The organism is Lacinutrix neustonica (assembly GCF_026625145.1).
Lineage (GTDB): Bacteria > Bacteroidota > Bacteroidia > Flavobacteriales > Flavobacteriaceae > Lacinutrix > Lacinutrix neustonica.
On sequence record NZ_CP113088.1, the window covers coordinates 2,694,424 to 2,706,459 of the forward strand.

General features: G+C 33.3%; 19 protein-coding genes, 1 tRNA gene and 2 pseudogenes. 21 read left to right on the top strand and 1 reads right to left on the bottom strand.

All coding sequences use genetic code 11. The annotated features are described in order from the left end of the window. Nucleotides 1-7: 7 nt before the first annotated feature. From trxA to N7U66_RS14785, 21 genes and pseudogenes are all read left to right on the top strand, one after another. Nucleotides 8-355: a thioredoxin gene (gene trxA / locus N7U66_RS14685; RefSeq protein ID WP_267675928.1), complete on the top strand. Its 348-nt coding sequence runs from the start codon at nt 8-10 to the stop codon at nt 353-355. A 79-nt stretch (nt 356-434) separates the two neighbouring features. Beyond that, a pseudogene (locus N7U66_RS14690) lies at nt 435-981 on the top strand (ClpP family protease). Continuing rightward, nucleotides 982-1,911, top strand: a complete 930-nt coding sequence (locus N7U66_RS14695; RefSeq protein WP_267675929.1) for a DUF58 domain-containing protein — start codon at nt 982-984, stop codon at nt 1,909-1,911. Nucleotides 1,912-1,990: 79 nt separating this feature from the next. Then, nucleotides 1,991-2,065, top strand: a tRNA-Asp gene (locus tag N7U66_RS14700). 670 nt (nt 2,066-2,735) lie between these two features. Continuing rightward, nucleotides 2,736-2,915, top strand: a complete 180-nt coding sequence (locus N7U66_RS14705; RefSeq protein WP_267675930.1) for a hypothetical protein — start codon at nt 2,736-2,738, stop codon at nt 2,913-2,915. A gap of 37 nt (nt 2,916-2,952) precedes the next feature. Further along, complete coding sequence (locus tag N7U66_RS14710; RefSeq protein ID WP_267675931.1) at nt 2,953-3,132, top strand: hypothetical protein; 180 nt, start codon at nt 2,953-2,955, stop codon at nt 3,130-3,132. Between the two features lie 37 nt (nt 3,133-3,169). Continuing rightward, the gene (locus N7U66_RS14715) at nt 3,170-3,349 is read left to right on the top strand and encodes a hypothetical protein (protein WP_267675932.1); all 180 of its coding nucleotides are present in this window, start codon (nt 3,170-3,172) and stop codon (nt 3,347-3,349) included. A gap of 37 nt (nt 3,350-3,386) precedes the next feature. Next, on the top strand, nt 3,387-3,566 hold the full coding sequence (locus tag N7U66_RS14720) for a hypothetical protein (protein ID WP_267675933.1): 180 nt from the start codon (nt 3,387-3,389) through the stop codon (nt 3,564-3,566). Nucleotides 3,567-3,603: 37 nt separating this feature from the next. Continuing rightward, a complete protein-coding gene (locus N7U66_RS14725; protein WP_267675934.1) occupies nt 3,604-3,783 on the top strand; it encodes a hypothetical protein in 180 nt (59 codons plus the stop codon). Between the two features lie 98 nt (nt 3,784-3,881). Then, nucleotides 3,882-4,466 carry a hypothetical protein gene (locus N7U66_RS14730; RefSeq protein ID WP_267675935.1) on the top strand — a complete coding sequence of 195 codons (585 nt, stop codon included), beginning with the start codon at nt 3,882-3,884 and terminating at the stop codon, nt 4,464-4,466. Continuing rightward, entirely contained in the window at nt 4,466-5,197 is a 732-nt protein-coding gene (locus tag N7U66_RS14735) for a tetratricopeptide repeat protein (RefSeq protein ID WP_390886658.1), read from the top strand. Before N7U66_RS14730 ends, N7U66_RS14735 begins: the two co-directional genes overlap by 1 nt. Before the next feature lie 186 nt (nt 5,198-5,383). After that, nucleotides 5,384-5,905 carry a sensor histidine kinase gene (locus tag N7U66_RS14740; protein WP_313791258.1) on the top strand — a complete coding sequence of 174 codons (522 nt, stop codon included), beginning with the start codon at nt 5,384-5,386 and terminating at the stop codon, nt 5,903-5,905. Nucleotides 5,906-5,929: 24 nt separating this feature from the next. Beyond that, on the top strand, nt 5,930-6,610 hold the full coding sequence (locus tag N7U66_RS14745; protein ID WP_267675937.1) for a response regulator: 681 nt from the start codon (nt 5,930-5,932) through the stop codon (nt 6,608-6,610). A 647-nt stretch (nt 6,611-7,257) separates the two neighbouring features. Then, nucleotides 7,258-7,616: pseudogene (locus N7U66_RS14750) on the top strand (BlaI/MecI/CopY family transcriptional regulator). Nucleotides 7,617-7,729: 113 nt separating this feature from the next. After that, nucleotides 7,730-8,905 carry a M56 family metallopeptidase gene (locus N7U66_RS14755; RefSeq protein ID WP_267675938.1) on the top strand — a complete coding sequence of 392 codons (1,176 nt, stop codon included), beginning with the start codon at nt 7,730-7,732 and terminating at the stop codon, nt 8,903-8,905. Between the two features lie 77 nt (nt 8,906-8,982). Further along, the gene (locus N7U66_RS14760) at nt 8,983-9,162 is read left to right on the top strand and encodes a hypothetical protein (protein ID WP_267675939.1); all 180 of its coding nucleotides are present in this window, start codon (nt 8,983-8,985) and stop codon (nt 9,160-9,162) included. 26 nt (nt 9,163-9,188) lie between these two features. Then, nucleotides 9,189-9,422, top strand: a complete 234-nt coding sequence (locus tag N7U66_RS14765; RefSeq protein WP_267675940.1) for an energy transducer TonB — start codon at nt 9,189-9,191, stop codon at nt 9,420-9,422. Then, nucleotides 9,412-9,675: a tetratricopeptide repeat protein gene (locus N7U66_RS14770; protein ID WP_267675941.1), complete on the top strand. Its 264-nt coding sequence runs from the start codon at nt 9,412-9,414 to the stop codon at nt 9,673-9,675. Before N7U66_RS14765 ends, N7U66_RS14770 begins: the two co-directional genes overlap by 11 nt. Next, entirely contained in the window at nt 9,632-10,051 is a 420-nt protein-coding gene (locus tag N7U66_RS14775; RefSeq protein WP_267675942.1) for a tetratricopeptide repeat protein, read from the top strand. The genes N7U66_RS14770 and N7U66_RS14775 overlap by 44 nt, the downstream gene beginning before the upstream one ends. Further along, complete coding sequence (locus N7U66_RS14780; RefSeq protein WP_267675943.1) at nt 10,026-10,562, top strand: tetratricopeptide repeat protein; 537 nt, start codon at nt 10,026-10,028, stop codon at nt 10,560-10,562. The genes N7U66_RS14775 and N7U66_RS14780 overlap by 26 nt, the downstream gene beginning before the upstream one ends. A 35-nt stretch (nt 10,563-10,597) precedes the next feature. Continuing rightward, on the top strand, nt 10,598-11,074 hold the full coding sequence (locus N7U66_RS14785) for a hypothetical protein (RefSeq protein WP_267675944.1): 477 nt from the start codon (nt 10,598-10,600) through the stop codon (nt 11,072-11,074). A gap of 40 nt (nt 11,075-11,114) precedes the next feature. Here N7U66_RS14785 and N7U66_RS14790 read toward each other — a convergent pair whose 3' ends face one another. Continuing rightward, nucleotides 11,115-11,993: a hypothetical protein gene (locus N7U66_RS14790; protein ID WP_267675945.1), complete on the bottom strand. Its 879-nt coding sequence runs from the start codon at nt 11,991-11,993 to the stop codon at nt 11,115-11,117. Between the last annotated feature and the right edge of the window lie 43 nt (nt 11,994-12,036).

The window sequence follows — 12,036 nt, forward strand, 5'->3', positions numbered from 1 at the left end:
ATTAACAGTGAGTAAAACACAATTAAAGAACAATATTATGGCATTAGAAATCACAGATGCAAACTTCGAAGAAACAGTATTAAAAAGTGACAAGCCAGTAATGGTTGACTTTTGGGCCGCTTGGTGCGGACCGTGTAGAATGGTTGGACCAATCATTGACCAAATTAGTGAAGAATATGATGGGAAAGCCATTGTTGGAAAATTAGATGTCGATGCCAATCAAGAATTTGCAGCAAAATACGGGGTAAGAAACATTCCTACCGTACTCGTGTTTCAAAACGGAGAAGTTGTTGGAAGACAAGTAGGGGTAGCGCCTAAAAACGCATATTCTGAAGCGATAGACGCTTTATTATAGAAATATATTTCATAAAGAATTGATAAAGGTTTGCTTTTATGGCAAACCTTTTTTTATTTTAGTAAAAAAGTAAATGATAATGAGCAAAACAATAAAAGCGCAAGACGCCATAGATAGTAAATTATTAGACGAAAGAAAGGTGTTCCTTTGGGGAATGGTCGATGATAAAAGTGCAAAACATGTTATTGACAGATTGCTTTATCTCGGATAGTTTAGAAACAAAAGACATTACCTTGTATATTAACAGTCCTGGGGGCTATGTTACGGCTGGTTTTGCTATGTACGACACCATTAAGTCTTTAAAAAGTGATGTGTCTACTGTTTGCACGGGTCTAGCGGCTTCCATGGGATCCATACTATTGTCAGTAGGAACAAAAGGAAAACGTTTTATCCAACCACATGCACGTGTTATGATTCATCAACCTAGTGGTGGCGCACGTGGTCAAGCCAGTGATATAGAAATTACCGCTCAGGAAATTATAAAAACGAAAGAGTTAAGTGCTAAAATTTTAGCAGACAACTGTGGGCAAACCTATGAGAAGGTAATGAAAGACTTTAATCGTGACCATTGGATGGGAGCAGAAGAGTCTAAAACCTATGGGATTGTAGATGGCATTTTAGAATAAATGAATTTACAAGACGAACTCAATAAAGCTGGCGGATTTAAAAACCTTGAACATCCGGCAAAACAGGTGGTTGAGGGTTTTATTTCGCGCATGCACAAGAGTCCGTTTCATGGTTTCTCGGCGGAGTTCGCTGAGCATAAAATATACAATCAAGGAGAAAGTACCAGGCATATAGATTGGAAGCTTTTTGCAAAGACCGATAAGCTGTATACAAAACGATATGATGACGAAACGAACTTGCGTTGTCATATTATTTTAGATAATAGCAGTTCTATGCACTATCCGGAAATGACTAATTTCTCGATCGACCATCTAAATAAGATTGCTTTTTCTGCATTGGCTGCGGCCTCATTAATGCATATTTTAAAAAAGCAGCGGGACGCTGTGGGATTAAGTATTTATAGTGATGCTTATGACTTTTATGCTTCTGAAAAAGGGAGCGAACGCCACCATCAAATGTTGTTGGCGCAATTGAGTAACGTGGTTTTCGATAAGAAAAAGAATAAACAAACAGAAACGTACGCCTATTTACATCAAATTGCCGAAAAAATTCACCGGCGCTCATTGATTTTTGTTTTTACCGATATGTTTCAAACCACGACTGATGAGCTGAAGCTGTTTGAAGCTTTAAGGCACTTAAAACACAACAAGCATGAAGTTGTCTTATTTCATGTATTCGATCGCGCTAAGGAGCTTGCTTTTGATTTTGATAATAAGCCCAAACGGTTTATTGATGTCGAAACCGGGGCACATATTAACTTATATAGCGAGCAAGTTAAAGATAATTATAAAAAATTGGTTGAAAATTATTTTGACGAATTGCGTGTTAAGTGTGGTCAAAACCGAATCAAATACGTTGAGGCTGACATAAATACCAATTTTGATGCTATTTTAACGAGTTATATGTTGGAGCGTCAAAAATTTGTTTAGTCATTTTTTTATAAAAAAACCTTGAAAAAGGTTTGTCATATTAAAATAGGGATGTATATTTGCCCTCGCAATATGCAACGGTCTCGGTAGTTCAGTTGGTTAGAATGTCGCCCTGTCACGGCGAAGGTCGCGGGTTCGAGTCCCGTCCGGACCGCAAAAATTGCTAAAAGCTTCAACTCTGTTGAAGCTTTTTTTGGCAATAAAATTTAGTTGTGTTGTTTTGATGGATGTAGTAGTCCATCAATCTGGTAGAGAGTTAGTTAAATGGCTCAAACCGATGGAAAGCTTTCCTTTTTTCTTCCGTTTTCGGAGTAGAAAATTGGGATGCTTTTTTGTTTTACACCTTTGTACTCTACCACCATAACCTATATATTTAAACGCCAAGTGGTCTTTTATTTCATCTATTTTTTTTAATTACTTGATAATCATGTTGATATATTAGATTATCTTATTACATTGCCGCGTCGCGCATTTGTCTTTTAGCATTGGTTATTGTGCAGACTTCTTGTTTTATTCCTGTTGAATTTTCTGTTTTAAAGCACTAACACAAGTATTTTGTGTGTTATTTTGTTAACTTTGTATTAAATTAATACTAATCCATTAAAATAATAATTATGAAAACCCTCGAACTTAGGCGGCCTTATAAACAGCCGTGTAATCTTCTTATAAGCTGATTTTATAACAGTACATCACACATCATGACTATTTATGGCTTAAATCTCTTCTAGAAACTCACATGCTTATGTGTGATTAGAAGTAGAATATATAATAGATTATCATTACCCTTATTTAATAATAATAGCAACAATTTAAAATACACCCTTATGAAAACTCTTAAAATTACAGCAGTAGCCCTTTTTTCAATTGGATTATTAACAGCAGTATTACCAGCTTCAGAAACTGAGTTGGAAGTGAAGACATCTAAACAAGAAATTACAAAACCAACAATCGATTTAGCAGCATTGATAGACCCAACCGGTATTAAAGTTCCTAAACAGGGATAATACTTGAATTAATTAGAATAACTTAAAGCATACCCTTATGAAAACCCTTAAAATCACATTAGTATCCATCTTTTCAATCGGATTGTTAACAGCAGTATTACCAGCTTCAGAAACTGAGTTGGAAGTGAAGGCATCTAAACAAGAAATTACAAAACCAACAATCGATTTAGCAGCATTGATAGACCCCACAGGTATTAAAGTTCCTAAACAGGGATAATACTTGAATTAATTAGAATAACTTAAAGCATACCCTTATGAAAACCCTTAAAATCGCATTAGTATCCATCTTTTCAATCGGATTGTTAACAGCAGTATTACCAGCTTCAGAAACTGAGTTGGAAGTGAAGACATCTAAACAAGAAATAACAAAACCAGCAATCGATTTAGCAGCATTGATAGACCCAACCGGTATTAAAGTTCCTAAACAGGGATAATACTTGAATTAATTAGAATAACTTAAAGCATACCCTTATGAAAACCCTTAAAATCGCATTAGTATCCATCTTTTCAATCGGATTATTAACAGCAGCATTACCAGCTTCAGAAACCGAGTTGGAAGTGAAGACATCTGAACAAGAAATAACAAAACCAACAATCGATTTAGCAGCATTGATAGACCCAACCGGTATTAAAGTTCCTAAACAGGGATAATACTTGAATTAATTAGAATAACTTAAAGCATACCCTTATGAAAACCCTTAAAATCGCATTAGTATCTATCTTTTCAATCGGATTATTAACAGCAGCATTACCAGCTTCAGAAACCGAGTTGGAAGCGAAGACATCTAAACAAGAAATAACAAAACCAACAATCGATTTAGCAGCATTGATAGATCCCACAGGTATTAAGGTTCCTAAACAGGGGTAATTATAAATTTATTTCATGTTTTTTTAAAGGAAATATTATAAATTATATAAAGGTTATTTATTTATCATAAATTTGACTTAATAAATATATCTCAAGCATTGTCTAGACATTTTTTTTTATATTTTATTTTTTTTCTGTCTTTTACAGCTTCCTTTTCGCAAGTTAAGTCCAAAGACCGCTTACTTGATTCTATATTCAAGCTTCGTGAATTATCAAATGATCAAAATATAGAACTTCAAGAATCTCTAGTTTTAGCTGAAAGAGCCATAGTATTATCAAAGCAATATGGTAAAGATTCCACTATTTTAAAGAGCAACAAGAATCTGTCTTACCTTTATCTAACAAATAATAAGTTAATAGAATTAAAGCGTATTAATTTTGAGAACTTGAGATTAGCTCAAGCTTTGAGGGATTCGTTAGCAATAGCTAACGCACATCACATTCTTGGTTATGTTTATGATCGTGAAGTTAAGAAAGATAGTGCTTATTATTATTACTTTAAAGCTGTTAAGGTCTATAAGCGACTCAAAGACTACTCTAATTCCGGTGGTGTCCTTTTAAATATGGCCAATATTCAAATGGCTGAACGCGATTTTATAGGGGGTGAAATTAATGCGATAGACGCTAAGAAACTTATAGAAGGGCTTCCCGAAACGACGATAACTTACAGACATTATGGTTAATTCACAACCTATTAGGAATTATATCTCGTAAATTGAAACAATATGATAAAGCGCTAGAGTATAATGATTTGGCATTGAAGTATGCAAATAAATTAAAAGATGGATATTATTATAAACTATCTACAGCTGGAAGCATAGCTTCAATTTATAGAAGAAAAGGAGATTATGAAACAGCAATTAATAAATATAGTCAAATATTGGAGAATGAAAACCTCTTGGCTTATGACTCATCATTTTATGCAACTACAATATCCAATAGAGCACACTCGAAATTTCTAAGTGGGATAAAAAATAAAAATGACATTGAGAAACCTTTTAGAGAGGCGATAGAAATATCTAAAGCTGTTGATAATTATGTAACAGAGATATATACATATTTCTATTTGAGTAAATATTTTGAAAGTATTAAAGAAACAGATTCTGCTAAAAAGTATATTGATAAAGCATATAAAATATCGAAGAGTTATAAAATGAATGACTTTTTATTAGAAACGCTAGTATTTAATGCTTCTTTAAAAAGAGACTCTTCAGAATTTTTTTTAAAGGAGCACATTAAACTTAATGATAGTTTGATCTCAGCTGAAAGGTCTATAAGAAACAAATTTGCGAGAATTAACTTAGAGACAGATAAAATTCAAAAAGAGAAAGAGATCGTTTCCGAGACAGAATATTCTTTTAATTGTAGCGTCGTCTATTTTAGCCATAACCTTACTTTTATTCTATGTTGTTAAAACCAGACGTGAGAAAATTAAAGAATTACAATTAGCACAACAACAACAACAGGCAAACGAAGAAATTTACAACCTCATGCTCTCGCAGCAGGATAAAATGGATGAGGCCGAGCGGTTGAAAAAAAGCGAATTTCTCAGGACATTCACGACGGTATTTTAGGGCGTTTGTTCGGGGTGCGACTCAATTTGGATAATTTAAATGTCGTAAAAACAGATGATGCAATTACGAGGCGGAGTAATTATATTAATGAGCTTAAAGAGATTGAATTTGATATCCGTAAAGTCTCACACGACTTAAATACCGATTTCGTTTCCAATTCCAGTTTTTCTGATATTATTAACACCTTAGTTGAAACGCAATGTGAAGCTTATGGTTTAGCGCATTCTATTGCGATCACCAAATCAATTAATTGGGATTTGGTATCGAATAAAACAAAAGTTCATATCTATAGAATTACGCAAGAATCGCTACAAAACATCTATAAGCATGCCGAGGCTAGTTTAGTTTCTATTACCATTAATGAAGATAATAATTCATTATCTTTAACCATTAGTGATAATGGAAAAGGATTTGAAAACGAAAAAGTTAAAGATGGTATTGGTTTGAAGAACATTAAGTCTAGAGTGGAAGAAATTAATGCAACATTTCATTTAAAAACTATTAAAAACCAAGGAACCACAGTTGAAATAGAAATTCCAGTAAAATAAGCCCTTACAAAATCCCTCAAATACATGGAGCAAAGAACAATTAGAATTTTAATGACTGATGATCATCCAATGATTATTGAAGGGTATCAAAACACCTTATTGGCCACTAAAAAAGAGTCTCAAAACCTTATTATTGATGTGGCATCCAATGCAGATGAATCTATAAAGGCGATTAAATATTCCATAGATATTAAAAAGCCTTATGATATTTATTTCTTTGATGTTAGTATTCCTGCCTCTAGTGATGGCCGCTATCAATCAGGAATGGATTTGGCAGCTTATGTGAATGACAATTCACCACAATCTAAAGTGATTATTTTAACTATGTTTGAGGAATCGTATAGAATTAATAAAATTTTAAACGAAATTAACCCGGAGGGCTTTTTAATTAAAAGTGACCTCACTGCCAGCGAACTATCCAGTGCCTTTCAACGCGTATTAAATCATGAGGTTTTTTATAGCAGTACCGTGAATACCATAATAAAAAAGATGCAACCGTATAAAATTGATATCGATAGTATTAACCATGAAATTTTATACCTTATTTCTACAGGTATTAAAACGAAAGACATTGCCAAACATGTTAATATGTCTTTAAGTGCTATCGAAAAACGAAAAAAGCACCTAAAAATTATTTTTGCGGTCGATGATGGGAAGGATGAAACATTAATGGAAGAGGCAAAAAGCAAAGGTTTTATTAGCTGAGAGGGTCTAAAATGGTGTAAAATGTTAAAATTTTAATTATTTTATTTTTTTTTATTCTTATCGAACGCTTGTCTCCATTAGTATCTACGGTTTTTTCCGTAAACAGCTTACGGTTTTTTCCGTAAAGCACTATAATTACTTTATTATATTTGAAGTATCAACAATCATTAGCTAGATTCGAATAAGAATTTAGTTGGTAATAGCACATTTACACTAACCTTATGGCTTTCTCTCGAAATCCATAAGGTTTCTTCTTTTTAGAGTAGATCAGATCAGGACAGAGCTTGGGAATACTGCCAAAAGAAGCAGGTGATAACTCCAATGGTACAGTGGGTTGTATTAAAGCTTCTAGTCTTAATACCAGCAGAAGCGTCTAATGGTAATTTTAACGTTGTTTTAAAATCTATTTCATCCAAACGCCTTGGCTCTAGATGTAATAACTCAATGATAATGCTTCTACGAGGTAAATACACTTACATTAAAAGTAATATGCACTGTGAAATTTATGCCACTAATTTCGAGCATTATAATGAAGGTGATAAAAAAAAATCTATATTTTTAAACTAAAAACCTAGTTTGAACTAAAATTTTAGTTATATTTGAATATTCGTAATGTGGCTAAAAGCACGAATTTTAAAAATAATTTTATGAAACAATTAACAAAGGCAGAAGAGGACATCATGCACGTATTGTGGCAATTGGACACGGCCAATGTGAAACAAATAATAGAGCAGCTTCCGAACCTAAACCCGCCTATAATACGGTATCAACTATTGTTAGAATTTTAGAAAGCAAAGGTTTTGTAGACTATAAAAAACAAGGTAAGGGGCATATTTATTTCCCATTGTTAAAAAAAGAAGTCTATAGTAATCAATCTATTAATAAGTTGGTAGATAATTATTTTCAAGGGTCTTTTAAAAGTATGGTCTCTTTTTTTATGAAAAAGAATGACATTAGTTTAAACGAGATGGAGTCTATTTTAAAAGATATTAATAAAAAAGAATAGTTATGTTACATTATATCCTTCAAACCTTAGCGTTTCAGTTATTATTTCTGTGCATTTTTGATTTTTTTCTTAAAAAAGAAACTTTTTTTAATTACAATAGAGCTTACTTACTCATGTCAGCTGTATTATCCTTAGCGCTTCCATTTATAAAAATTAATAGTTTTAAGGAAGTTATGCCACAACAATATATACTTACTTTGCCCGAAGTTTTTATTGGAAACGCTAAAGAAGCACCTTCAGCGATGTCTCGAGCAGTTGAAGCGGCCAGTACCTTTTCATGGTCTTGGTCTTTCCTTATTTATTTAGGCTGTGCAGTAGCCCTATTGCTTTTCTTTTTTAAATTAAGCAAAATTCTATTTTTGGTTTACAAAAGCCCAAAACATAAGTATGAAAACATATCCATTGTAATGCTTAAAAATAATAATTCAGCATTTTCTTTTTTTAACTTTATTTTTCTAGGAGATAAAATTGCAGCAGGAGAAAAAGAGGCTATTATCGCACATGAACAAGTACATGTGATTCAAAAACATAGCTTGGATTTATTATTTTTTGAACTGCTCCGAATTCTTTTTTGGTTCAATCCGCTTATCTATTTCTACCAAAAACGAATTTCTATTGTACACGAATTTATTGCAGATGCCGAAGCCATCAAGCACAATAATAAAAAATCCTATTACGAGAATCTACTCGCTCAAGTTTTTGATACCAAAACGGTATCCTTCATCAATCCATTTTTTAAAGAATCATTAATCAAAAAACGAATCATTATGTTAAGTAAAAACAAATCAAAACAAATCCATTTATTAAAGTATGCCTTATTAATCCCTTTAATCACAGGGATGCTGGTATACACGTCTTGTGATTCACAACTATCAGGGAGTGATATAAACGAATCGAAAGTTGCGACTTCTGATCTTACTGAAGAAGCTTTATTACAAAAGTATATTCAAGAGGTAATGGATATTGACGCAAAAGTGGGAGGCCTTTCTGGTCCTGATAAAATTGCTTATTACTCAGAATTTCAAGAAACGGAAGATTATATTCAAACACGAGACAAATACATTCGTAATAAAGCGCAAAGGATAGTTAGATGTAATGACATGATCAAAAGAAACTTTGAGGGGGAAGATAAGACAGAACAAAAAAAGAAGTTTAAAGAAGATGTACTTGATAACATTACAAATGAAAGTTATCAGGATTATTTAGAAGTGAAGAAAAAACCGAAGCCATTAAAAACTGGGAAAACTGGTCGAAAAGTTTTCAACTTAGAAAACATGTTGCTGATTTAGATAATATTACTGCTGAAGAGCAAAAAATTATTGACAGTCTTACAAAACTTTTACATACTGACGAGTACTACAATACGTTGATACTTTCCGACGGTTTAAAGCATATTAAGACAGAGGTCAAAAAAGATAATGAGACCACAGCTTTAAATTTTGATGATTGCATCTCTTTTGCAGTGGTTGAAAATGTGCCATTTTACCCGAATGTGAAGAGCTTTCAAGTAACGAAGAAAAGAAGGACTGCTTTAGTGGTGTTATAAATAAATTTGTAGCCACAAACTTTGATATGACTTCAGGAAAAAAAACAGGGTTAGTAGGTGAACAGAGAATAAGTGCCTTCTTTACAATTACTAAAACTGGCGAAATAGCGAATATTAAAGTAAGAGCACCACATCCCTTATTAGAAAGAGAAGCATATCGTATTGTTAGAGCTTTGCCAAAGGCTAATCCAGGTACAAAAGACGGCAAACCAGTGAATGTTACTTTTTTCTTACCCATAAATTTCAACATTGAAGATTAAATTTCTAATTCTAGTGTTTATTGTCATAGTTAAAGCCGAAGCGCAGTCTTCGGTTTTAAGTATTGGTGATAGTTTGATGGCTTATGGTAATTACACAAAGGCGATTCATCTTCCGGAGACCTATAGCGACCAAAATGAGGTGTTCTATAAACTGGCTAAAGCCTATCAAGCCATAGGTAATTATGACCAAGCCTTAGCTAATTATGGTCATGCTGTTTCTAGAGATCCGCGACCGTGCCCTTTTAAAGTATGATTATGGCAAATTATTAGGTAAAACGAAGCATTTTAAGAAGGCTTCAAGACTGTTTGAAGTTTTGGTAAAAACAGATAGCCTAAACTCAAATTACCATTATGAACTGGGCGTAAATTTAAGCGCCATAGACCAAGAAAAAGAGGCGCAAGAGCATTTTGAAAAAGCTTTTTTTATTGATCCTACGCATCAAAAAGCGATCTATAAGTTAGCACGGTTCCGACTAAAAAAGGGACAACATGAGGAGGTGCTTCATTTTGTAAATATAGGACTTAAAACATATCCTAGCAATGTGTTATTAATCAGTTTGAAAGCACAAAGTTATTATAATAGAATGTATTACGACAAAGCGATTGTCGCGGTTCGAAGCGCTTATTGAATTAGGAGAACGTAGTCCCTTTATTTTCGAAAAATTAAGTTATGCTTATTCCGGAGCGCTGGAGTATGAAAAAGCCATTTTAAATTTAGAGGCAGCACTTAAATTAGAGCCTAATAACAGTGTTAATCGTTATAGATTGGGTGATTTATATTTTAAAGCTGAAGACTATAGGAATGCAGAATTAAATTTAAAACACGCATTAGAAATTCAAGATGCGCCGTTAGATAAAGAATACAGTACACTAGCCACCGTCTATAACTACTTGAAAAGACCGGAAGATGCTGTTAAGTATTTTAAAAAAGCGCTGAAAGAAAACCCTGAAAATGAAAGTGCTAGGTTTTCCCTAGTAATAACTAAAGATAGTTACTACAAAGATATAGAGGCAAGGATTAAGCTATATGAAGATTACCTTAAAGCCTACCCCAATAGCCAATTTAAAAAATGGGCAGAAGACAAATTAAAACGATTAAAGACAGAACAATTCATGTCTCCCGAAGGCAATAAAAATTGAATAAAATATTGTACTTTTCAGCATCTAATCACCCTATGCGAAACGTATTAATTTTTATATTACTCCTCACACTCACCTCTTGTGAGTATTTTAATACTAAAAAAATAGATTCAGAAACTATTTTAAAGGAAGAACTAAAGACGTTTAATTGGAATGCTATAGATATATATCCCGTTTTTGAAACCTGTGATGCAGAATCCTCAAAAGAGCTATTGAAAGATTGTTTTGAAACCACCTTATCTAATCATATATCTCAGGCGTTACAGCAAGAAACGATTGTTGTCAATGAAGACTTAACTGATACTATTGTGTTAGCGTTTTTAATCTCTGAAAAAGGGCTATTACACCTCCAAAAGATTTCAGCAAAAGAAAAAACCAAGGCAGCGATTCCAAACATAGAAGCTATTTTAACCAAGAGTTTAGATCATTTACCAGCGTTGTTGCCCGCTGTCAAACGGGACCAACCGGTGAAATCTGCGTTTACCTTACCCATTGTTATTGAAGTGAATTAACTCCAAACCCGCAATCTAATGGGTGCTTCAATACACGTATTTACAAGTTGAATTTATAGCCAATGGCAAAGTCTATAGGGAAGTTGTCCTGATTGTCTTCAAATATTCCAAAAATTGAATCGTAAACTAGAGACACATAACCTTTACCTAGTTTAATATCTGCTCCTAAACCAAAAGTTAATGGCGTATTGAACGCCGTACTGGAAACGTCTTCTGTTTTAATAACAGAGACGCCGTCAACCAAAGTTACACTGGTAACGGTGGTATTTGACCATCTTAGTGATGCGAATTTTGTTTGCCCATATATATTAAATGACGTTTTATTTATAAAACGATAGCGGTACCCTAATGCAATCTGCGTAGACGTATATTTAAAAGCATCACTTTCTGTACCATATTTTACACTTAAAAAGCCGGCATGTCTTGAGGTTAAAGCATCAGATACTACTTCCAATTCCGAGCCAAAGAAAGGGACGGTTTCATTGTTGGGATTCTCAACAAAGGGGTTGTTAGTGGCGCCACCATAAATACCCAAACGAAGTTTAAGCTTGGTCTTAGCATCGGAAATGATATAACTACTGTCTGCCTGAGCATTGTATGTGTTAATAAATTGTTTCAAGCTGTAAGTCGTTAACTTTACTTGAGAAGCGTCAGTATTTGTAAGGGTGTTTAATGTCGTTTGATACTCATTCTGAAATTTTTTATCGGTTCCCTTTGTATTCTTAAGCTCAATAATAGAATCGTCTGTAGTTTTAATAAAGTAACGGTAGCGCCCATCAATCGTATTCCATAGTAAATCTAAGTTACCTTCAACTTCTGTTTTTAACTCTAAGGTTTCATTGTTGACGGTGTAGGTTTGTTGTGCAAACGCAAAACCGCTAAAGGCCATGGAAATTAAAATAAAAATTAATTTTTTCATTATTATGGAGAATTGGTTTAATTGTAAATGTAAAAATTTTAGA